The sequence below is a fragment of the Kitasatospora sp. NPDC004614 genome (genome assembly GCF_042873675.1).
Taxonomy (GTDB): Bacteria; Actinomycetota; Actinomycetes; order Streptomycetales; family Streptomycetaceae; genus Kitasatospora.
Genome location: NZ_JBIALR010000030.1, coordinates 52563 through 74046, shown reverse-complemented (window position 1 = coordinate 74046; position 21484 = coordinate 52563). Strand labels below are relative to the sequence as shown.

19 protein-coding genes are annotated in these 21484 nt (G+C 74.3%); 15 read left to right on the top strand and 4 right to left on the bottom strand.

The window, feature by feature from the left end:
* Nucleotides 1-295: 295 nt before the first annotated feature.
* On the top strand, nucleotides 296-1177 hold the full coding sequence (locus ACFYST_RS35150) for a tetratricopeptide repeat protein (protein WP_387868402.1): 882 nt from the start codon (nucleotides 296-298) through the stop codon (nucleotides 1175-1177).
* Nucleotides 1178-1251: 74 nt separating this feature from the next.
* Here the strand turns inward: ACFYST_RS35150 and ACFYST_RS35145 are convergent, their stop codons facing one another.
* Nucleotides 1252-2607, bottom strand: a complete 1356-nt coding sequence (locus tag ACFYST_RS35145) for a DUF1015 family protein (protein ID WP_387868392.1) — start codon at nucleotides 2605-2607, stop codon at nucleotides 1252-1254.
* A gap of 41 nt (nucleotides 2608-2648) precedes the next feature.
* Here ACFYST_RS35145 and ACFYST_RS35140 point away from each other — a divergent pair, with 41 nt between their 5' ends.
* The 4 genes from ACFYST_RS35140 (at nucleotide 2649) to ACFYST_RS35125 (ending at nucleotide 5299) form a co-directional block, all read left to right on the top strand.
* Entirely contained in the window at nucleotides 2649-3221 is a 573-nt protein-coding gene (locus tag ACFYST_RS35140; protein ID WP_387868389.1) for a tetratricopeptide repeat protein, read from the top strand.
* A gap of 42 nt (nucleotides 3222-3263) precedes the next feature.
* On the top strand, nucleotides 3264-4277 hold the full coding sequence (locus ACFYST_RS35135; protein ID WP_387636744.1) for an HAD-IIA family hydrolase: 1014 nt from the start codon (nucleotides 3264-3266) through the stop codon (nucleotides 4275-4277).
* 60 nt (nucleotides 4278-4337) lie between these two features.
* Entirely contained in the window at nucleotides 4338-4583 is a 246-nt protein-coding gene (locus tag ACFYST_RS35130; protein WP_387868386.1) for a hypothetical protein, read from the top strand.
* An 89-nt stretch (nucleotides 4584-4672) separates the two neighbouring features.
* Nucleotides 4673-5299, top strand: coding sequence for a hypothetical protein (locus ACFYST_RS35125; RefSeq protein ID WP_387868384.1), 627 nt, complete (start codon nucleotides 4673-4675; stop codon nucleotides 5297-5299).
* Nucleotides 5300-5308: 9 nt separating this feature from the next.
* Here ACFYST_RS35125 and ACFYST_RS35120 read toward each other — a convergent pair whose 3' ends face one another.
* Nucleotides 5309-5656, bottom strand: coding sequence for an SCP2 sterol-binding domain-containing protein (locus ACFYST_RS35120; protein ID WP_387636736.1), 348 nt, complete (start codon nucleotides 5654-5656; stop codon nucleotides 5309-5311).
* A 187-nt stretch (nucleotides 5657-5843) separates the two neighbouring features.
* Between ACFYST_RS35120 and ACFYST_RS35115 the strand changes: the two genes are divergently transcribed.
* From ACFYST_RS35115 to ACFYST_RS35100, 4 genes are all read left to right on the top strand, one after another.
* Nucleotides 5844-6698, top strand: a complete 855-nt coding sequence (locus tag ACFYST_RS35115; protein WP_387868381.1) for a hypothetical protein — start codon at nucleotides 5844-5846, stop codon at nucleotides 6696-6698.
* Nucleotides 6691-6846, top strand: a complete 156-nt coding sequence (locus ACFYST_RS35110) for a hypothetical protein (RefSeq protein ID WP_387868380.1) — start codon at nucleotides 6691-6693, stop codon at nucleotides 6844-6846. The genes ACFYST_RS35115 and ACFYST_RS35110 overlap by 8 nt, the downstream gene beginning before the upstream one ends.
* Nucleotides 6847-6882: 36 nt before the next feature.
* Complete coding sequence (locus tag ACFYST_RS35105) at nucleotides 6883-7689, top strand: TlyA family RNA methyltransferase (RefSeq protein ID WP_387636728.1); 807 nt, start codon at nucleotides 6883-6885, stop codon at nucleotides 7687-7689.
* Nucleotides 7690-7780: 91 nt separating this feature from the next.
* Entirely contained in the window at nucleotides 7781-8683 is a 903-nt protein-coding gene (locus tag ACFYST_RS35100; protein ID WP_387636726.1) for an NAD kinase, read from the top strand.
* 133 nt (nucleotides 8684-8816) lie between these two features.
* Here the strand turns inward: ACFYST_RS35100 and ACFYST_RS35095 are convergent, their stop codons facing one another.
* The gene (locus ACFYST_RS35095; protein WP_387868378.1) at nucleotides 8817-10292 is read right to left on the bottom strand and encodes a PLP-dependent aminotransferase family protein; all 1476 of its coding nucleotides are present in this window, start codon (nucleotides 10290-10292) and stop codon (nucleotides 8817-8819) included.
* A gap of 113 nt (nucleotides 10293-10405) precedes the next feature.
* Here ACFYST_RS35095 and ACFYST_RS35090 point away from each other — a divergent pair, with 113 nt between their 5' ends.
* The 3 genes from ACFYST_RS35090 (at nucleotide 10406) to ACFYST_RS35080 (ending at nucleotide 14134) form a co-directional block, all read left to right on the top strand.
* The gene (locus ACFYST_RS35090; RefSeq protein WP_387868375.1) at nucleotides 10406-11038 is read left to right on the top strand and encodes a YitT family protein; all 633 of its coding nucleotides are present in this window, start codon (nucleotides 10406-10408) and stop codon (nucleotides 11036-11038) included.
* A 64-nt stretch (nucleotides 11039-11102) separates the two neighbouring features.
* Nucleotides 11103-12833 carry a DNA repair protein RecN gene (gene recN / locus ACFYST_RS35085; RefSeq protein WP_387868399.1) on the top strand — a complete coding sequence of 577 codons (1731 nt, stop codon included), beginning with the start codon at nucleotides 11103-11105 and terminating at the stop codon, nucleotides 12831-12833.
* Between the two features lie 140 nt (nucleotides 12834-12973).
* Nucleotides 12974-14134, top strand: coding sequence for a glycosyltransferase family 4 protein (locus tag ACFYST_RS35080; protein WP_387868373.1), 1161 nt, complete (start codon nucleotides 12974-12976; stop codon nucleotides 14132-14134).
* A gap of 7 nt (nucleotides 14135-14141) precedes the next feature.
* Here the strand turns inward: ACFYST_RS35080 and ACFYST_RS35075 are convergent, their stop codons facing one another.
* Nucleotides 14142-16082, bottom strand: a complete 1941-nt coding sequence (locus tag ACFYST_RS35075; RefSeq protein ID WP_387636716.1) for a glycoside hydrolase family 15 protein — start codon at nucleotides 16080-16082, stop codon at nucleotides 14142-14144.
* Nucleotides 16083-16435: 353 nt separating this feature from the next.
* On the opposite strand from ACFYST_RS35075, the gene ACFYST_RS35070 reads away from it, so the two are divergent.
* From ACFYST_RS35070 to ACFYST_RS35060, 3 genes are all read left to right on the top strand, one after another.
* Nucleotides 16436-18106 (top strand): CTP synthase, encoded by a 1671-nt coding sequence (locus ACFYST_RS35070; RefSeq protein ID WP_387636714.1) that lies wholly within the window; start codon nucleotides 16436-16438, stop codon nucleotides 18104-18106.
* Nucleotides 18107-18255: 149 nt separating this feature from the next.
* Nucleotides 18256-18870, top strand: coding sequence for an NUDIX domain-containing protein (locus tag ACFYST_RS35065; RefSeq protein WP_387636891.1), 615 nt, complete (start codon nucleotides 18256-18258; stop codon nucleotides 18868-18870).
* A gap of 585 nt (nucleotides 18871-19455) precedes the next feature.
* The gene (locus ACFYST_RS35060) at nucleotides 19456-21342 is read left to right on the top strand and encodes a tetratricopeptide repeat protein (RefSeq protein ID WP_387868371.1); all 1887 of its coding nucleotides are present in this window, start codon (nucleotides 19456-19458) and stop codon (nucleotides 21340-21342) included.
* Nucleotides 21343-21484 lie beyond the last annotated feature (142 nt).

The window sequence follows — 21484 nt, the reverse complement described above, 5'->3', positions numbered from 1 at the left end:
GTTCGAGCGCCGTGACGACCGTGGCGACCGTCCGCAGGGTGGGTTCCGTCGCGATGACCGTGGCGACCGTCCGCAGGGTGGCTTCCGCCGTGACGACCGTGGCGACCGTCCCCAGGGTGGCGGCTACCGTGGCGACCGCCCGCAGGGCGACCGTGGCGGCTTCCGTCGGGACGACCGCGGTGACCGTGGCGGGTTCCGTTCCCGTGACGACCGTGGCGACCGCGGTGGCTACCGGGGTGGCCGGGACGACCGTGGCGGGTTCAACCGCGACCAGGACGAGCGTCGGATGGAGCCGGTGCGCCGGCTGCCGATCCCGGACGACGTGACCGGGTTCGAGATCGACGCGGATGTCCGCCAGGACCTGAAGAGCCTGCCGAAGACCCTCGCCGACGACGTGGCGCGCAACCTGGTGATGGTCGCGCGGCTGCTCGACAGCGAGCCGGAGGAGGCCTACAACTACTCGCGCGTCGCGCTGCGGCTGGCGTCGCGTGTGGCGAGCGTCCGTGAGGCGGCCGGCTTCGCGTCGTACATGACGCAGCGGTACTCCGAGGCGCTGACCGAGTTCCGTGCGGCGCGGCGGATGACCGGCCGGGTGGACCTGTGGCCGGTGATGGCGGACTGCGAGCGTGGTCTGGGCCGTCCGGAGCGGGCGCTGGCGATGGCCGGCGAGCCCGAGACGAAGCAGCTGGACAAGGCCGGTCAGGTCGAGATGCGCCTGGTCGCGGCGGGTGCCCGCGCGGACCTGGAGCAGTTCGACGCGGCCGTGGTGACGCTGCAGAGCCCGGAGCTGGCGTCCTCGGCGATTCACCCGTGGACGGCGCGCCTGCGCTACGCGTACGCCGACGCGCTGATCGCGGCGGGTCGGGCCGACGAGGCCCGCGAGTGGTTCGTAAAGGCCGTGGAGGCCGACTCGGACGGTTCGACCAACGCGTCCGAGCGGCTGGCGGAGATCGACGGCGTGGAGTTCACCGACGCGCTGGACGAGGACGCCGAGGCCGAGGCCGTGGAGTCCGAGGAGCCGGCCCGCAAGCCGGTCAACAAGGACGACATCGGCGACGACCGGATGATCTTCGAGGACGAGGAGGACGTCGAGGAGTTCTACGACGACGACGACCTCGAGATCGACGAGGAGTACGACGAGGACTCCTTCGAGGAGAAGAAGCCGAAGCAGGCCTGATTCTCAACTGGCAGTCAGACGGCCCCCGTTCCGGGTAGGAGCGGGGGCCGTTCTGCGTGCTGCGCGGGTTCGGGTCAGCCGAGTTCGAGGGAGCGCAGAACCAATCCGGTGGCCGGTTTGGGGCCGAAGGAGGTGGACTTGCGGGGCATCGTGACGCCCTGCTCGGCGAGGCGGCGGACCACGCGTTCCTCGACGGGGTGGAGCAGTACGGCGGTGCCACCGGTGCGGGCGGCCTCGCGGACGGCGGCCTCGGGGGAGTGCAGGTAGCCGATGTGCTCGGGGCTGTCAGGGACGTGCCAGGTGCGGTCGAGCAGGGTGGCGTGCAGGACGGTGGCGTCGAGGTGGCGCCATTCCTCGGGGCGGTCGGTGCGGACGGTGGCGTCGAGGGTGCGTTCGTCGGGGCCGGTGAGCAGCAGGTAGCGGTCGTCGCCGGCGGTGAGGACGAAGGCGTTGCGGGCGTCCGTGCGGGCCTCGCCGAGGGCCTTGAGGGCGTCGTCGAGGGAGCCGGGGAGTTCGGTGAGCTGCCAGACGTCGGGGTCGAGGGCGGCGATCGCGGCGTGCAGCGGCAGGCGGTGCAGGACGCGGTGGATGGCGCGGACCCGCAGCGGGTAGCGGTCGGTGTCGACGAGCAGGACCAGGCCGCGGTCCCAGGGGCTGCGGGGCAGGTGGCGGTGTTCGCGCTGGAGCCGCAGGTACATCTCCCAGCGGTGGTGGCCGTCGGCGATGAGGGCGCGGCAGGTGGCGAGGTCGCGGCTGACGGCGGCCAGGTCGGCGGGAGCGGTGACGGCCCACAGCCGGTGGTGGGTGCCGTCGCTGGTGGTGACGTGCAGCAGTGGTTCGTCGGCGGCGGTGCGTTCGACGACCTCGGCGGCGCGGCCGTGGCCGCGGTAGGTGAGCAGCAGGGGTTCGAGGTTGGCGCGGGTGGTGCGCATCAGGCCGACCCGGTCGGCGACGGGCTTGGGCATGACGTCCTCGTGGGGGAGGACGACGCCCGTTTCGGGGCCGCTGACGGCGAGGGCACCGATCAGGCCGCGTTGCAGGTCGCCGGTGGGGGAGTGCTGCTCGTAGACGTACAGGGCGGGCCGGGGGTCGGCGGTGAGGATGCCCTGTTCGCGCCAGTCGCGCAGCAGGCGGGCTGCGTGCCGGTAACGGGTGTCGCGGTCGGGGCGGAGGCCGGAGTCCTCCGGTTCGGGGCGCGGCAGGATGAGTCGGACGATGTTGTGCGGGTCCGAGGTCTCCAGGTCCTGGCGCCGTCCGGGGTCCACCACGTCATAGGGGGGTGAGGTCACCGCGGCCAGGTCGCCGACCTTCTGGGGGTCGTAGCGCAGGCCGCGGAACGGGGACAGGGACAGCCCTGCGGTGGCGACGTGCCCGGGGTCTCCGGGGCCGCCCGAGGGCTCGTTGCCGATTTCGGCACGAGGGGCGCTCATCCTGGGCATGTTAGCCGGGTACTCCTTGTTGGGAGATCGCGATGCACGCGGCCGTTCCGGTTGCGGGCGGGGCGGTGGGCGCCGACCAGGAGAGCGGGGAGTTGCGGATGAGCTACGGGAGCCACGACGGCGACGGCGCGGAGGCCTCTTCGGGAAGTGCGGCGGGGGCGCCCGGCGGCGGGGTGTACGACTGGTTCCGGCGCGGGGTGCGGCTGTTGGAGGAGCGGCACCCGGCGGCGGCGGTGCAGCTGCTGGCGCGGGCGGCGGAGGCGGAGCCCGGGTCGCGGTCGATCCGGGAGGCGCTGGCGCGGGCGCAGTTCGACGCCGGGCAGTACGCGGCGGCGCTGGGGAGTTTCCGGACGGTGGCGGAGGCGGACCCGTCGGACGACTACGCGCAGTTCGGGTGGGGCGTGGCGGCGGCCCGGCTGGGGGACTTCGAGTCCTCGGCGGAGCACCTGGCGCTGGCGGTGGCGATGCAGCCCGGCAACAAGCACTACCGGGCGGCGCTGCGGCAGACCCGGGCGACGCTGGCGGCCCGGGCGGGGGCGTTCGGTCCGCTGCGGCCGGGGGCGCCTGGGTACTTGGCGCCGCCTGAGGAGCCGGACGGGTCCTAAGGTTGCGGGTGTTCGATCGTTCGAGGTGAGTGGAGAGCTGTGATGGTGCGGAGCGTGCCGCAGGGTAGCGCGGTGGCGTTGACGGAGGCGTACGACACGGCGCTGCTGGACCTCGACGGGGTGGTGTACGCCGGGCCGCACGCGATCGTGCACGCGGTGGAGTCCCTGGAGCGGGCGCGGGCGGCCGGGATGCGGCTGGCGTACGTGACGAACAACGCCTCGCGGCCGCCGCGGGTGGTGGCGGAGCACCTGTCGGAGCTGGGGGTGCCGGCCGAGCCCGCCGATGTGATCAACTCGGCGCAGGCGGCGGCGCGGGTGGTGTCGGAGAAGGTCCCGGCGGGTTCGCGGGTGCTGGTGATCGGCGGAGCGGGGCTGGTGGAGGCGCTGGAGGAGCGCGGGCTGGTGCCGGTGCGTTCCCTGGACGACGGCCCGGCGGCGGTGGTGCAGGGCTACGACCCGTCGGTCGGCTGGGCGGACCTCGCGGAGGCCTCGTACGCGGTGGGCCGGGGCCTGCCGTGGGTGGCGTCGAACACCGACATGTCGATTCCGACCGCGCGCGGCATCGCGCCCGGCAACGGGACGCTGGTGGCGGCCGTGTCGGCGGCGACGGGCGTGACGCCGGAGGTGGCGGGCAAGCCGCTGCCGCCGATGCACCGGGAGACGGTGCTGCGGACGGGCGCGACGCGTCCGCTGGTGGTCGGCGACCGCCTCGACACCGACATCGAGGGGGCGTTCAACGGCGGCGTGGACTCGCTGCTGGTCTTCACCGGCGTCACCACCCCCGAACTGCTGCTCGCCGCCCCCGTGCAGCACCGCCCGACCTACCTGTCGGACGACCTGCGCGGCCTGCTGGAGCCGCAGCCCGAGGTGTCGGAGCCGGTCGACGGCCGGTTCGCCTGCGGCGGCTGGGAGGCCGGCGTGGACGGCGGCGCGCTGACCCTGGACGGCGGCGGCGAGCGGATCGACGCGCTGCGGGCGCTGTGCGCGGCGGCGTGGACGTGGGCGGACGCGAACGGCGCTACCCCCGATACGTCAAAGGCGTTGGCAGCGCTGTGAGTTGACGATCAGCCGGGCGGGTATCCCGGGAGCACTGCTTCGGATCGTCCAGGGGGGATGATGCGCGGACGTGCGGTGAGGGCTGCCGGGCTGGTGGTGGCCGCGCTGGCGTTGCTGCTGGCGGGGTACCTCGGCGAAGCGGACGGGGAGCGCGGGCCGTACCGGATCTACCTGGCGGCGGCCGACCACATGCCGCCGGGTGACCCGCAGTTGCGGGTGCGGCGGCCGACGGGGATGGCCGTCGAGCAGCTGTCGGGGTGGGGGAGCGCGCCGGGGCCGAATCCGCAGGACTGCTCGGCGAGCTGAGGAGTCATCAACTCGGTTGTGGCCACGGCCGGTTGCGGGATCGCCACAGCGGGTAACCCTACGGCTTCGAGTCGGCCAAGGGGGAGACGATGCGCAGACGTGCTGTCGGGGGCGCCGGGCTGGTGATGGCCGCGTTGGCGGTGGCGGGGTGCACGGGAGGGCCGGCCCCCAAGCCACCGGAGGGGGTCGGGACGCCGACCGGGCTGCCGTCGGCGGTGCTTGTCCAGATGGTGCAGGAGCGGTTCCTGGGCGGGCGGAAGCCGGTGGCGGGTTCGTTCCAGGAGGTCGGGCGGACGGAACAGGCGGTGGCCTACCGCTGGTCGGAGCAGGGCGGGAAGTGGTGCGTCACCGCGGCCGCGCTGGACGCCACCGGCGGGTGGAGCCCGTGCTTCGACCCCCAGGACCGGACGCCGCTCGCGGACCCGCCGGCTGCCAAGGTGCTGACGCGGAGCCGGCTGGAGACGGGCGGCTGGGCGGCCGTGCTCACCACCGACGGCGAGCGGCCGCTGGAGTTGCGGTGCGGGTCCTGGGCGGCGCGGCTGATCGACGTCGGCACCGCGGAGGTGCCGGGCGGGACGCGCCGGTACTACCTGGCGCTGGCGAAGGAGATGCCGCAGGGCACCCCGCAGCTGCGGGTGGAGCGGGCGGCGGGGGCGACCGCCGAGCCGCTGCCGGTGGCGACGTCGACGACGGGGCCGCAGCAGTCCTGCGGGTGAGCGAAGGCGTCAGAGCAGGCTGCGCAGGCGCAGCAGGTCGAGGAAGCTCGCGTCCAGCTTGAGGCGGCCGGTGGCCCAGGCGGTGGGGAACGCCAGCTTGCCGTCGACCAGGGCGACCAGGTCGTCGCCGGTGGTGGCGAGCCGGATGTCGGCCTTGGCGGTGGGGGCTCCGGGGTTTTCGGTGATGCCGGTGAGCTGCCCGTCGGTGAGCCGCCCGGTGAAGGTCAGGCCGAGGTCGGTGAGGTGGCAGCTGAGCGACCGGTCGAGGGCGGTGGCCTTGCGGACGTCGCCGTTCGCGCCGGCGAGGTTACGGCTGAGCTGCTCCAGTGCGCGGCGGCACTCCTCGATGGTGACCATGGGTGCGGCGTACTCCTGTCTCGGTGGTCGGTGGGGCGTTCCACGCTAACGCGCCGGGCGGGCGGGGCGGCCGGGCGGGGGTGACCGGGGGCCGACCGTGGGGCGGGTGGTGCGGGCGGGTACGGGCCGGCGTAGGACGGGGTAGCGTCAGTGCGGGCAGTCGGTGCCCGCGGAGGAGGCGGTTCGGATGCTGCGGGATGCGGTGCGGGGTGTGGTGGTGGTCGCGACGGAGCTCGCCGAGGAGGCGAGCCGTCGGGTGCTGGGCGCGGCCGAGGGGCTGATCCAGCGGACCGGTGAACTGCCGCCCGGGGTCGAGCAGTTGCGGGTGCTGGCCGAGGAGACGGTGACGGCCGGGCGGGCCGGGGTGGACCTGGTCGCGGGCGTCGTCAAGAACGAGGCCGAGCGGGTGTTCGAGAAGGTCGGCGACCAGGTGGTGAAGGTCGGCGTGGTGCTGAGCTTCCTCGAGTCGAAGCTGCGCGAGGTCGAGGAGCCGGCCGTACCCGAGCCCGAGGAGAAGCCGGAGGAGCCGACGGTCCGCCCGGCCGCCCGGGCCCAGGGCCTGTTCGGCGCCGGGTGGGACGCGGAGCCCGCGCCCGCCGACGAGGCGCCGGACGGGGCGGCCGAGCAGCCGACGAACACGGCACCGGCCGCCACCCCGGCGCCCCGGAAGGCGACCGCCCGCAAGGGCGCGGCGGCCAAGCAGGCCGCGGCGAAGCGCTCGGTGCCGCGAAAGGCCCCGACGGAGGGCGGCGCGGCCGTGACGCCGAAGACGGTGGCGAAGAAGGCCGCCGCGAAGAAGACGGCCGTGAAGAAGACCGTGACCAAGAAGGCCACCGCCGACAGCCCGTCGGCCCCGCTGCCCGCCGCGGCGAACAAGGCCGCCGTGAAGAAGGCCGCCGCTAAGAAGGCCGCACCAGCTAAGAAGGCCGCACCGGCCAAGACCGAGAAGAAGGCCGCACCCGGCAAGGCCACGACTGCGAAGAAGGCGCCCGCGCGGAAGCCCGCCGCGAAGCCGGAGCCAGGGAGCACCGACGATGAGTGAGGTGCGGTGGACGGGCGAGTCCGAGGTGGACGAGGCGCTGGCCCGGCTGGGGGAGACGGACGGGGTGGGGGCAGGGGAGCTGGTCGAGGTGTACGAAGATGTTCATGCGCGGCTCGCCGCGACCCTCGCGGCGCTGGACCGCGAGTGACGATTGCGGAATGTGGGAGCTGACGTAGTAGTGGCAGTGGCACGACGCCGTCTGGATGCGGAGCTGGTGCGGCGGAAGCTGGCCCGGTCGCGGGAGCATGCGAGCGAACTGATCGCGGCGGGCCGGGTGACGGTGGGCGGCACGGTGGCGACGAAGCCGGCCACGCAGGTGGAGACGGCGGCGGCCGTGGTGGTCGCGAAGGACGACGCGGACCCGGACTACGTGTCGCGGGGCGGCCACAAGCTGGCGGGCGCGTTCGCCGCGTTCGTCCCGCAGGGCCTGGTGGTGGAGGGCCGGCTCGCGCTGGACGCGGGGGCGTCCACCGGCGGCTTCACCGATGTGCTGCTGCGCGCGGGCGCGGCGCACGTGCTGGCGGTGGACGTCGGCTACGGGCAGCTCGCGTGGTCGCTGCAGAGCGACGAGCGGGTGACGGTGATGGACCGCACCAACGTGCGGGAGCTGACGCCGGAGCTGATCGGCGGGACGCTCGTCGACCTGGTGGTGGGCGACCTGTCGTTCATCTCGCTGGGCCTGGTGCTGCCGGCGCTGGCCGGCTGCGCGGCGCCGGACGCGGACCTGGTGCTGATGGTGAAGCCGCAGTTCGAGATCGGCAAGGACCGGCTGGGCTCGGGCGGCGTGGTGCGTTCGCCGGAGCTGCGGGCCGAGACGATCCGCCAGGTGGCGTCGCAGGCCTGGCAGTTGGGCCTGGGCGTGCGGGCGGTGACGGCGTCGCCGCTGCCCGGGCCGTCGGGGAACGTGGAGTATTTCCTGTGGCTGCGCCGGGATGCGGAGCAGCTGGATCCGGCCGACGCGGACCGGGCCGTGGCGGAGGGCCCCAAGTAGGGTACTTGGCAGGCGTCCGAGCGTTGCGCAGACTGGCATGCCACGACCGGGCCAGCAAGGTCCGGCGGGCGTAGGGAGAGGGCAGCGGGCAATGAGCGATCGTCGTACGGTCTTCCTGATCGCGCACACCGGCCGGGAGGCCGCCCTGCGCAGTGTGGAAGGGCTGGTGGACGGCCTGCTGAAGGCGGGGATCCGGATCCGGCTGCTGGAGGCGGAGGCGGTGGGCCTGGATCTGCCGGACGGGGTGGAGCTGGTGCCGGGCGGCCCGGGCGCGGCCGACGGCTGCGAGTTGATCCTGGTCGCGGGCGGGGACGGCACGCTGCTGCGGGGGGCGGAACTGGCCCGCGAATCCGGGCTGCCGATGCTCGGCATCAACCTCGGCCGGGTCGGCTTCCTCGCCGAGGCCGAGCGTGATGACCTGGCGACGGTGGTCGACCGGGTGGTGGACGCCGACTACGCCGTCGAGGAGCGGATGACCATCGACGTGCTGGTGCGCACCAACGGCGATGTGCTGCACGAGGACTGGGCACTCAATGAGGCCTCGGTGGAGAAGGCGGCACGCGAGCGGATGCTGGAGGTCGTCACCGAGGTGGACGGCCGCCCGGTGTCGAACTTCGGCTGCGACGGCGTGGTGCTTTCGACGCCCACCGGCTCCACGGCGTACGCGTTCTCCGGTGGCGGGCCGGTGGTGTGGCCGGAGGTGGAGGCGCTGCTGATGGTGCCGATCAGTGCGCACGCGCTGTTCGCCCGTCCGCTGGTGACGTCGCCGGACTCGGTGCTGGCCGTCGAGGTGCAGCCGAAAACGCCGCACGGGGTGCTGTGGTGCGACGGGCGGCGCTCGGTCGAACTCCCGGCCGGGGCACGGGTGGAGGTCCGCCGGGGCAAGACGCCGGTCCGCTTGGCGCGGCTGCACCGGGCGCCGTTCACGGACCGGCTGGTCGCGAAGTTCGCGCTGCCGGTGACAGGCTGGCGCGGGCGGTCGGGGACGGCCTGACTGCGCGACAAGCGCCAACCTGTCCGTAGGGTCGCGATCACGTGCAAGTCGTTGTCCTGCGTTGCGATCTTGCGGTTGGGTGCCTTCCGCTTCGCGCAGTTCCCCGCGCCCCTGCATTCTCGACCACCTGCTGTCAAAGGCTGCACGGCTCCGGATCCGCCGTCGCGAAGCGTTCGTTGCGGGCGAGTTCGGCGGCGTCGGCGATGCGGTGGAGGGCGTCGGGGACGTGGGTGGCGGGGAGGGTGAGGGGGAGGCGGAGGTACTCCTCGAACGCGCCGTCGATGCCGAAGCGGGCGCCGGAGGCGATGCGGACGCCGAGGCGTTCGCCGGCTCGGGCGAGGGCGGTGGCGGGGAGGCCGGGGGTGGCCACCCAGAGGGCGAGGCCGCCGGGTGGGAGGGTGAAGCGCCAGTGGGGGAAGTGCTGGGGCAGGGCGGCGGCGAAGGCTTCGGCGGTGGCGCGCAGGCCGGCGTGGCGTTCGGCGCGGACGGCGGGGAGGTGGTGGGTCAGCAGGCGGGTGGTGATCAGCTGGTCGAGGACCGGGGTGCCGAGGTCGAACAGGGCCCGGTCGGTGGCGAGTTGACGGACCAGGGACGGTTGGGCGCGCAGCCAGCCGATCCGTAGGCCGGGCCAGAGCAGTTTGCCGGCCGAGCCGACGGTGATCACCCGGGCGTCGCGGTCGAGTGCGGCGAGCGGGCGGGGCAGGTCGGAGTCGGCGACGCCCCAGCCGAGTTCGGCGCAGGTCTCGTCGGCGAGGACGGCGGTGCCGGCGGCGCGGGCGTGGGCGAGCAGGGCGCGGCGCTGGTCCTCGTCGATCAGGGCGCCGGTGGGGTTCTGGAAGTCGGGGATGGTGTAGGCGAGTTTGGGGGCGGCGCCGCGGAGCACGCGTTGCCACTGGGGGAGGTCCCAACCTGCAGGCCCGGCATGGTCGGTGGCGAACGGGACGGGTACCAGGCGGGCGCCGTGGCGGTCCAGGGCGCGCAGCGTGTTGGGGTAGCTGGGTGCTTCGACGGCGACCCGGTCGCCGCGGGTGAGCAGTGCGTGGTGGGCGAGGTGGAGGGCGCTCATCGCGCCGGTGGTGATCAGGATCTGGTCGGGGCCGGTGGGCAGGCCGCGTTCGGTGAAGCGGCGGGCGACGGCTTCGCGCAGGACGGGCAGGCCGGTCGGGTAGGTGCCGTGGCCGCAGGCGTAGGCGGGCAGCCGCTCGAGGGCGTGGGCGGCGGCCTCGGCGAGCTGGGGCGGGGCGATGGGCGCGGCGAGGCCGAGGTCGAGTTCGCTGCCGGGGCGGTCGGGGCCGAGCGGGTGCAGGGCGTCGGCGGGCGGCCGGGTGCCTTCGGGCAGGGCCGTCCAGGAGCCGGCGCCGCGCCGGGAGCGCAGGAAGCCGTCGGCGCGCAGTGCCTCGTACGCGGCGGCGACGGTGGTGCGGCTGAGCCGGAGTTCGGCGGCGAGTTCGCGTTCGGCGGGCAGCCGGGTGCCGGCCGGGAGGCGGCCGTCGGCGACCAGCCGGGAGACCCGGTCGGCGAGTGCCCGGTAGGCGGGGTGGCGGCCGTCCGCCGGGGGCAGTTGGCGGGCGAGGGCGTGCGGGGTCAGGGTGCTGTGCCACTCGGCCATCGGAAATCAGTCCACTCGGATCGGATTGGCCCTGTCGGGTGCCCTTTTGGACTGCCCATAGTGGCGTTCAGTGCCGAGGAACGGCAAGCACCGTACGAGAAGAGGTCCACCCGATGGCGGTCTCCCTGCCTTTGTTCGCCCGCTCCACCGACCTGCCCCGCCGGGTTGTCCAGCTCGCCGCGGGCCTGGTGCTGTACGGCGTCTCGATGGCCCTGGTGCTGCGCTCCTCGCTGGGCGGCAACCCGTGGGACGTCTTCCACCAGGGCCTGGCCCGGCACCTCGGCCTGAGCGTCGGCACCTGGGTGACGCTGGTCGGCGTGCTGGTGCTGCTGCTGTGGATACCGCTGCGGCAGAAACCTGGCGTCGGCACGGTCGGCAACGTGGCCGTCCTCGGCATCGCGATGGACGCCACGCTGGCGCTGCTGCCGCACCCGCACGCGCTCGCCGCCCGGATCCCGCTGCTGGTGGCCGGCATCGTGCTGAACGCCGTGGCGACCGGCCTGTACATCGGGGCGCGGCTCGGCCCCGGCCCGCGGGACGGCCTGATGACCGGCCTGCACCGGCGCACCGGCCGTTCCGTGCGACTGATCCGCACCGGCATCGAGTTGACCGTACTGGCCGCCGGCATCGCCCTCGGCGGGACGTTCGGCGTCGGCACGGTCGCCTACGCGCTGGCCATCGGCCCGCTGGTGCAGTTCTTCCTGCCGCGCCTCACGGTGCCCGTTCCGGCCGCCACCTCCGGGTGAACCGGGGGGCGGTCGTCGCGCGCCGACGGTGGAACCTCGTAAGGTCGTCTCCGTGTTGGACGAGATGCGGATACGGGATCTGGGTGTCATCGACGACGCGGTGGTCGAACTCGCCCCCGGCTTCACCGCCGTCACCGGCGAGACCGGCGCCGGCAAGACCATGGTGGTGACCAGCCTCGGGCTGCTGCTCGGCGGCCGGGCCGACCCGGCGCTGGTGCGCAACGGCTCCGAGCGGGCCGTCGTCGAGGGCCGGCTGGCGCTCGACCCGGCCTCGCCGGTGGTGGCCCGGGCCCAGGAGGCGGGCGCCGAACTCGACGACGGCGAACTGCTGATCAGCCGTACCGTCTCCGCCGAGGGCCGCTCCCGGGCGCACGTCGGCGGCCGCTCGGTGCCGGTCGGGCTGCTCGCCGAGCTCGGCGAGGACCTGATCGCCGTGCACGGCCAGACCGACCAGCAGCGGCTGCTGCGCCCGTCCCGGCAGCGCGGCGCGCTCGACCGGTACGCGGGCGAGGCCGTCGCGGAGCCGCTGGCCCGCTACCGCGAGGTGTACCGCACCCTGCGCGAGGTGTCGGCGACGCTGGAGGAGCTGACCACCCGGGCCCGGGAACGCGCCCAGGAGGCCGACCTGCTGCGCTTCGGCCTGGAGGAGATCGCCGCCGCCGAACCCGTCGCCGGGGAGGACGCCGAACTGGCCGTGGAGGCCGAGCGCCTCGGCCACGCCGACGCGCTGTCCTCCGCCGCGACGCTCGCGCACGCCGCGCTGGCCGGCGACCCCGCCGACCCGGAGGCCGTGGACGCCGGCACCCTGCTCGCCCAGGCCCGCCGCGCCGTGGACGCCGTCCGGCACCACGACGAGCGCCTCGCGCAGCTCGCCGACCGCCTCGGCGAGGTCGGCTACCTGCTCGCCGACGTGGCCGGCGACCTCGCCGGGTACGCCGACGACCTGGACGCCGACCCGGTGCGCCTGGCCGCCGTCGAGGACCGCCGCGCCGTCCTCGCCCACCTGGTCCGCAAGTACTCCGGCACCGAGGGCACCCTCGCCGAGGTCCTCGCCTGGGCCGAGGCCGGTTCGGTGCGGCTGCTGGAACTTGACGGCGACGACGAGCGGATCGACGAACTCGGCGCGCAGGAGACCGAGTTGCGCGCCCAGCTGGCCGACCTGGCGGCCGAGGTGTCGCACGCCCGGCACGCCGCCGCCGACAAGTTCGCCGCCGCCGTCTCCGGCGAGCTCGCCGAACTCGCCATGCCGCACGCCCGGGTGACCTTCGCGATCAGCCAGGTCGACGACCTGTCCGGCATCGAGATCGAGGGCCGCACCGTCTCCTACGGCGCGCACGGCGTGGACGAGGTCGAGGTGCTGCTCGCCCCGCACCCCGGCGCCCAGCCCCGCCCGATCGCCAAGGGCGCCTCCGGCGGCGAGCTGTCCCGCGTCATGCTGGCCGTCGAGGTGGTGTTCGCCGGCGCCGACCCGGTGCCGACCTACCTGTTCGACGAGGTCGACGCGGGCGTCGGCGGCAAGGCCGCCGTGGAGATCGGCCGCCGCCTGGCCAAGCTCGCCCGCAGCGCCCAAGTGGTGGTGGTGACCCACCTGCCGCAGGTCGCCGCGTTCGCCGACCGGCACCTGGTGGTGGAGAAGACCAACGACGGCACCGTCACCCGCAGCGGCGTGAAGACCCTCAACGACGAGGAACGGGTGCGCGAGCTGTCCCGGATGCTGGCCGGCCTGGAGGACTCCGAGCTCGGCCGGGCACACGCCGAGGAACTGCTGGCGGCCGCCCGCACCGCCCGGGGCTGACCCCGCCCCGCCCCCGCACGCGTCGTCCGGCCCGAACGGCCGGGCGACGCGCCGCAGCGGTGCCGACTGTCCAAGAGGGCGAGAGACCTGGCATCGTGGCGAGCGGAAACCAGCTGACTACGAGTCGGAGCGAAGACGACGTGGACCATTCCGCCGCCCGGGCCACCGCGGCCCCCCAGCTGCACGTGGTGCTCGTCCTGGCCGCCGCGACGGGCGGGATCGGCGCGCACGTACGCTCCCTGACGCAGGGTCTGGTCGCCCACGGGGTGACGGTCACGGTCTGCGCGCCCGAGGGCGCCGACCGCCGCTACGGGTTCTCCGCGGCCGGCGCCCGCCTGCACACCGTGGACATCACCCCCACCTCCGGGGCCCGCTCCGACGCCGTCGCGATCGGCGAGCTGCGCCGCGCCTTCACCGGCGCCGACGTCGTCCACGCGCACGGCCTGCGGGCCGGCCTGCTGTCCGACCTGGCGCTGCGCACCGCGGGCCGGTTCCCCGGCATCCGCCCGGAGACCCCGCTGGTGGTCACCTCGCACCACGCGCTGCTCTCCACCGGCCTGGACCGCCGCCTGCAGCGCCTGATGGAACGCCGCGTGGTGCGGGCCGCCGACCTGGTGCTCGGTGCCTCCTCCGACCTGGTCGCCCGGGCCCGTGAACTCGGCGCCACCGACGCCCGGCTCGGCCCGGTCGCCGCCCCGCCGCTGCCGCCCGCCGAACTCGACCGTGCCGCGGCCCGGGCCGCGCTGCCCGGCATCGACGACGGCCGCCCCGTGGTGCTGGCGATCGGCCGCCTGGTCCCGCAGAAGTGCTTCTCGCTGCTGCTGGACGCCGTCCCGCACTTCGCCGCCCCCGGCGAACCGATGCCGCACGTGCTGCTGGCCGGCGACGGCCCCGAACGGCAGGCGCTGGCCGAGCGGGTGCGCGCCGAGAAGCTGCCCGTGGAGGTGCTCGGCCACCGCACCGACATCCCCGACCTGCTGGCCGCCGCCGACCTGGTGGTGCTCTCCTCCCGCTGGGAGGCCCGTTCGCTGGTCGCCCAGGAGGCGATGCGGGCCGGCGTGCCGGTGGTCGCCACCGCCGTCGGCGGCGTCCCCGAACTCGTCGGCGACGCCGCCGTCCTGGTCCCGTTCGCCGACCCGCGGGCGCTCGGCGGCGCCGTCCGTGAGCTGCTCGCCGACGACAAGCGGTGCGCCGAACTCGCGGACGCCGGCCACGCCCAGGCCCGCACCTGGCCGGACGAGGCGGCCACCGTCGCCCAGGTGCTGTCCGTCTACGACGAACTGGTGCAGCGTCAGCAATGACGGGGTGTCAGTGCGACGACAGGTCCAGCCCGCCCGCGGCGGTCAGCCGAAGCGCCGTGTCGATCAGCGGAACGTGGCTGAACGCCTGCGGGAAGTTGCCGACCTGACGGCGCGTCCGCGAATCCCACTCCTCGGCGAGCAGCCCCAGGTCGTTGCGCAGCGCCAGCAGCCGTTCGAACAGCTCGCGGGCCTCGCCGACCCGGCCGATCATCGCCAGGTCGTCGGCCAGCCAGAACGAGCAGGCCAGGAACGCCCCTTCGTGACCTGACAGCCCGTCCACGTTCTTGGAGTTGCTGCCCTGACCATCGTCGTGCGTCGGGTACCGCAGCACGAAGCCGTCCTCGGTGGACAGTTCGCGCTGGATCGCCTCGATGGTGCCGATCACCCGCTTGTCGTCCGGCGGCAGGAAGCCGACCTGCGGGATCAGCAGCAGTGAGGCGTCCAGCTCCTTGCCGCCGTAGTACTGGGTGAAGGTGTTGCGGTCCGGGTCGTAGCCCTTGGCGCACACGTCCGCGTGGATCTCGGCGCGCAGCTTCTGCCAGCGCTCCGCCAGGCCCGGCGGCACGTGCTCCAGCTGCTCCAGCAGCTTGAGGGTGCGGTCGACGGCGACCCAGGCCATCACCTTGGAGTGCACGAAGTGCCGGCGCGGGCCGCGGACCTCCCAGATGCCCTCGTCGGGGTTGCGCCAGTGGTCCTCCAGGTACTCGATCAGGCGCAGCTGGAGCTGGTGGGCGTGGTCGTGCCGGGCCAGGCCCGACATGGTGGCCAGGTGCAGTGCCTCGACGACCTCGCCGTACACGTCGAGCTGGAGCTGTCCGGCGGCGCCGTTGCCGACCCGGACCGGGCGGGAGTCCTCGTAGCCGGGCAGCCAGTCGAGCGAGGACTCGGTGAGTTCGCGCTCCCCGGCGATGCCGTACATGATCTGCAGGTTCTCCGGGTCGCCGGCCACCGCGCGCAGCAGCCACTCGCGCCAGGCGCGGGCCTCCTCGCGGTAGCCGGTGCGCAGCAGCGAGGACAGCGTGATCGCGGCGTCCCGCAGCCAGGTGTAGCGGTAGTCCCAGTTGCGTTCGCCGCCGAGGTCCTCGGGCAGCGAGGTGGTGGGGGCGGCGACGATGCCGCCGGTCGGGGCGTAGGTGAGCGCCTTCAGGGTGATCAGCGAGCGGACCACGGCCTCCCGGTAGGGGCCCCGGTAGCGGCACTGCTCGACCCACTCGCGCCAGAACCGCTCGGTGGACTTCAGCGCGTCCTCGGCGTCCGGCGGCGCCGGGGCCGGCTCGTGCGAGGCCTTCCAGGTCAGCCCGAAGGCGATCCGCTCACCCTCGGTGACGGTGAAGTCGGCGTACGTGGTCAGGTCGCGGCCGTAGGTCTCGGCCCGGCCGTCCAGCCACACCGAGTCGGGGCCGGCCACCGCGACGGTGCGGTGCCCGCCGCCGGGCTGCTCCACCCGGTGCACCCAGGGCACGATCCGGCCGTAGCTGAACCGCATCCGCACCGCCGAGCGCATCCGGACGGTGCCGGCCAGGCCCTCCACGATGCGGATCATCTGCGGCACGTCGGGGGTGCCGAGCAGGTGGCGCGGCGGCATGAAATCGATCACCCGGACGGTGCCGCCCTGGGTGTCCCACTCCTGCTCCAGGATCAGCGAGTCGCCCCGGTAGCGGCGCCGGTCGCAGGGCAGCGCGGGTGCGGCGGCGGTCACCGGCGGGACGGGCGGCTCGGCGGCGTCCAGCAGGCCCCGGCTCGGCGGGGTGGCGGCGGGCGGCGGCTCGACGGGCAGCGCCGGGCCGATCCGCCAGAACCCGTGCTCGTCGGTGCCGAGCAGCCCCGCGAACACCGCGGGCGAGTCGAACCGCGGCAGGCACAGCCAGTCGACGGCGCCGTCGTGGCGGACCAGCGCGGCCGTCTGCATGTCCCCGATGAGCGCGTAGTCCTCGATGCGACCGGCCATGGCTCTCCGTTCCCAGCGGCCCAGCGTGCCCCGGCGGCGGCGGTGCGCACGGGTCGGGGGTCGGGCGAGGATGTCGACGTTTGAGCAGAATACGATGATTCGGGTGTTTCGGGCGCGTCCGGATTCCCCCGCCCGCCTGCCCGCACCCCGTGCGCCGCATGCCCTCCAGGCCCTTTCCCGACCCCCCGGGCGACCCGTCCGGACGACCCGCCGGGGCCCCGTCCACCCGGACGCGGGCGAGCACTCGCCGGGGCACTGATACGCTGGTATCCCGTGGAACTGGTGGGAACGAGGGCCGGGTAGCCCCTCCACCGGCGTCACTCTCCGACACGACACCCCACGGGAGCCCCCTCTTGGCACAGCCCCATTCCGGCAAGTCGGCCAACGGCCGCGCCGTGACGACCAAGCACCTCTTCGTCACCGGGGGTGTCGCCTCTTCGCTCGGCAAGGGCCTCACCGCCTCGAGCCTCGGCGCGCTTCTCAAGGCCCGCGGCCTGCGCGTGACGATGCAGAAGCTCGACCCCTACCTCAACGTGGACCCGGGCACCATGAACCCGTTCCAGCACGGTGAGGTCTTCGTCACCGACGACGGCGCCGAGACCGACCTCGACATCGGTCACTACGAGCGCTTCCTCGACACCAACCTGCACGGCTCGGCGAACGTCACCACCGGCCAGGTCTACTCCACCGTGATCGCCAAGGAGCGGCGCGGCGAGTACCTCGGCGACACCGTCCAGGTCATCCCGCACATCACCAACGAGATCAAGTCCCGGATCCGCCGGATGGCGACCGAGGACGTCGACGTGGTCATCACCGAGGTCGGCGGCACCGTCGGCGACATCGAGTCGCTGCCGTTCCTGGAGGCCGTCCGCCAGGTCCGCCACGAGGTCGGCCGCGACAACGTCTTCTTCGTGCACGTGTCGCTGCTGCCCTACATCGGCCCGTCCGGCGAGCTCAAGACCAAGCCCACCCAGCACTCGGTGGCCGCGCTGCGCAACATCGGCATCCAGCCCGACGCGATCGTGCTGCGCGCCGACCGCGAGGTGCCGCAGGCCATCAAGCGCAAGATCTCGCTGATGTGCGACGTCGACGAAGAGGCCGTGGTCGCCGCGATCGACGCCAAGTCGATCTACGACATCCCCAAGGTGCTGCACGCCGAGAACCTGGACGCCTACGTGGTGCGCCGCCTCGACCTGCCGTTCCGTGACGTCGACTGGACCACCTGGGACGACCTGCTGCGCCGCGTCCACGAGCCGCAGCACGTGGTCAAGGTCGCCCTGGTCGGCAAGTACATCGACCTGCCGGACGCCTACCTGTCGGTGACCGAGGCGCTGCGCGCCGGCGGCTTCGCCAACAACGCCCGGGTCGAGATCAAGTGGGTCACCTCCGACGACTGCGAGACCCCCGAGGGTGCGCAGCAGCAGCTCGGTGACGTCGACGCGATCTGCATCCCCGGCGGGTTCGGCGACCGCGGTGTCACCGGCAAGGTCGGCGCGATCACCTTCGGCCGCGAGAACAAGATCCCGCTGCTCGGCCTGTGCCTGGGCCTGCAGTGCGTGGTCATCGAGGCCGCCCGCAACCTGGCCGGCCTGCCCGAGGCGAACTCCACCGAGTTCGACCCGGCCGCCAAGCACCCGGTCGTCTCCACCATGGCCGAGCAGCTCGCCATCGTCGACGGCAAGGGCGACCTGGGCGGCACCATGCGCCTGGGCCTGTACCCGGCGAAGCTCGCCGAGGGCTCCATCGTGCGCGAGGTGTACGGCGGCGAGCAGTACGTCGAGGAGCGCCACCGCCACCGCTACGAGGTCAACAACGCCTACCGCGCGGACCTGGAGAAGACCGGCCTGCAGTTCTCCGGCCTCTCCCCGAAGGGCGACCTGGTCGAGTACGTCGAGTACCCGCGCGAGGTCCACCCCTACCTGGTCGCCACCCAGGCCCACCCCGAGCTGAAGTCCCGCCCGACCCGGCCGCACCCGCTGTTCGCGGGTCTGGTCGCCGCGGCGATCGACCGCAAGGTCGGCTGACGCTTCGGTTTTTGAGGCCGTGCTGTTCTGAGGCCGCCCGTCCCGGAGTTCGCTCCGGGGCGGGCGGCTTCGGCGTGTCGGGGCTTCGGCTCCGCTAGATTGGTCCTTTGTGTCTGACTGACGAGAAGGGGCGGTGCCCGGTGACCGGAATGCGCGACGTGGCCGAGGAATGGGACGTCCGGGACGGGCACACGCCCTTCCAGGGCCGGATGACGGGCATGCGCTCCGAGCAGGTGCGGATGCCCGACGGCAAATGGGCCCAGCGCGACTACCAGCTCCACCCCGGCTCGGTGGCCGTCCTCGCCGTCGACGAACAGGCCCGCGTCCTCGTCCTGCGCCAGTACCGGCACCCCGTCCGGCACCGGCTCTGGGAACTCCCCGCCGGGCTGTTGGACGTCCCCGGCGAGAACCCGCTGCACGCGGCGCAGCGGGAGCTGTTCGAGGAGGCGTACTGCAAGGCGGGGAACTGGCGCCTACTGGTCGACTTCTACACCTCGCCCGGCGGCAGCAACGAGGCGCTGCGGCTGTTCCTCGCCACCGACCTCTCCGAGGCCGAAGGGGACCGCTACGCGGCCCACGGCGAGGAGCTGGAACTCGAGTCCGCGTGGGTCCCGCTGGAGCAGCTGCTCGACCTGGTCCTGGCCGGCGAACTCCACAACCCCACCCTCGTCACCGGCACCCTCGCCCTCCACACGGCCCTGACGCGCGGCGGCATCGACGCCCTCCGTCCGGCGGACGCGCCCTGGCCGGCTCGGCCGTTCTGAGACGCCGCTCCGCGATGGTGGGGGCTTCAAAGGGATGCCGGGTCGCCCACCTGCGCCCGCCCCGCTTCGCGGGCCCACCCGGCACCCGGCAGAACTGAAGGGGTGCGGGGTCGCTCGCCGGCGCTCCGGGCCCGGCCGGCACCCGGCAGAACTGAAGGGGTGCGGGGTCGCTCGCCGGCGCTCCGGGCCCTGCCGGCACCCGGCAGAACCCCACGGGGCGGGGCGTTCTGAGTGCGCGCTCCGGGCCCTGCCGGCACCCGGCAGAACCCCACGGGGCGGGGCGTTCTGAGTGCGCGCTCCGGGCCCGGCCGGCACCCGGCAGAACCCCACGGGGCGGGGCGTTCTGAGTGCGCGCCCCGGGCCCGGCCGGCACCCGGCAGGACCCCACGGGGCGGGGGTCGGGAGCGCGTCCATACTGCCCGTTGCGTCCCGTGCGGCTTGTGTGGCCGGGTTGGGCCGGGGGGGTGGTGTGGGGGTTGGTGGGACCGGGGTGTCCGGGTAGGGCGGGGTGGTCGAACTACGCTTCGCGGACAGGGCCCGGTGTGCGGGTCCGGGGGGCTGGGCGACGGGTCGGGAGTGGCGCGGGTGGCGAGGGATGCGGCGGCGGTGGCCGAGGCGACCGGAATCTTCGACGCGTTGCCTGCGGGCGCCCGGCCGTTCGGGGGGCGTACGGCGGAACTCGCGGCGCTGAGGGTGGCCGCGGGCCGGCCCGCGTCGGGGCGGGGGCGGTTGCTGGTGCTGGCGGGGCGGCCGGGGTCGGGCCGGACCGCGTTGGCCGTGGAGTGGGCGCGAAGCGTGGCGGGGGAGTACCCGGACGGGTTGCTCTACGCGCGGATGTCGGCGCCGGACGGGACGCGGGTGGGGGCGGGGCGGGCCGCGAGAAGGCTGCTGGAGCAGCTCGGTGAGCGGCCGGGTCTGGCGTTGCTGCCGGGGGCGGCCGAGGAGGATCCGGCGTGCGAGGCGCTGCGCGAGGCGCTGACGTCGCGGCGGGCGTTGCTGTTGCTGGACGACGTGCGGGACACCGGGCAGGTGTGGCCGCTGCTCGCCGAGAAGACCGAGTCGGTGGTGCTGGCCACCACCTCGGGGCCGTTGACCGGTATCGAGGGTATCGATCCGGTGATCCTGGGCGGCCTGGAGCACCGGGTCACGCTCGAGTTGCTGTCCGAGCTGGTCGGCGGTACCCGGATCTCCTGCGACCCGGTGGGCGCGGCCGATCTCGCGGAGGCGTGTGCGAATCGTCCGGCCGCGCTGCGGCTGGCGGCGGGCTGGTTGCGGACGGAGCCGAGGCTGGCCGTCACGGAGGCGGCGGCCCGGTTGCGTCGTCCGCCGGAGCAGGTGCGGGAGCGCTCCCGCGCGGAGGGGGCGGAGCGGTCGGACACCGTGCCGGTGGTGGAGGGCGATCCGCTGCGGGGGGCGTTCGAGCCCGCGTACCGGCGCCTTCCGGCGGCCCGGGCGAGGCTGTTGCGGCTGTGCACGCTGGCGCCCGGTCAGCAGGTCGATCTGCGGACCGCGTCGGCGTTGGTGGGCTGCCCGGCGCCGGAGGCCGGGACGCATCTGGCGGCGCTGGCCGAGCTGGAACTGATGGAGCGGGAGCCGGCGGCCGCGGATGGTACGGAGCGCTACCGGGTGCCGGGGCGGCTGTACGGGCGGCTGGTGGAGCTGCGGACCGAGATCGACCGGCCGTCCGAGCTGGAGCTGGCCCGGGCCCGGCTGCTGGAGCGGCTGGTGCGGCTGGTCGATTCGGCGCGGCTGCTGCTGGATCCGGCGGCCGGGCCGAACCCGGACCCGCTGCCGGGGCCGCTGCGGCTGCGTTCGGCCGCGCACGCCGGGCAGTGGTTGCTGGGGGAGCGTGAGCAACTTCTCACCGCCGTCGCGGACGCCGTCGGCCAGGGCGACCTGGACGGCAGCGCGGGCCGGCTGGTGGCGGCGCTGCTGCGCACGCTGCCGCTGACCGGGGAGGCCGCGCCGGCCGATCTGCACGCGCTGCACGAGTCGGTGCTGAAGGTCGCCGAGCGGCAGCGCGCCCCGCGCCGGGCCGCCGCCGCGCTGCTCAACCTCGCCGAACTGCAGGCGGAGGCGGACCGCTGGGAGCAGGCCGCGGAGCGCTACCGCCGGGCCGTGGAGCTGTCCCGGGGCGCCGGGGACGAGGACGGCTGTGCCCGCGCGCTGGAGGGCGTCGGCCACTGCCACCGGGCGCTCGGCGATCCGCTGCGGGCCGCCGACGCGTACGGGCGGGCGCTGGTGCTGCGGCAGGCGGTCGGCGACCCGGTCGCGGAGGCGCGGCTGCTGGTGCGGCTGGCGGAGGCGCACACCGCGCTGCGGCGCTTCGAGGAGGCGCTGCGCGAGTACCGCTCGGCGGCGGCGGTGCTGCGCCGGACCGGCGACGCGCAGGGCGAGGAGCGGGTCGCGGCGCTGGCCGATCGCCTGCGGCGGCACCTGGGCCGGGAGGGGTTTCGTCCGCTTCCGGAGTAGTGTCTTGAGTGCGGAGTTCATCCCGCAATGTGGCCCCAGAAAGCACGGAAGCCTACGAATCTGCCAACGAGTCGAGCTGATTTGTTCGCTTTGGAAGGCTGACACGCTGCCTGGGCTTCATTACACTCGAACTCAGTCGCGC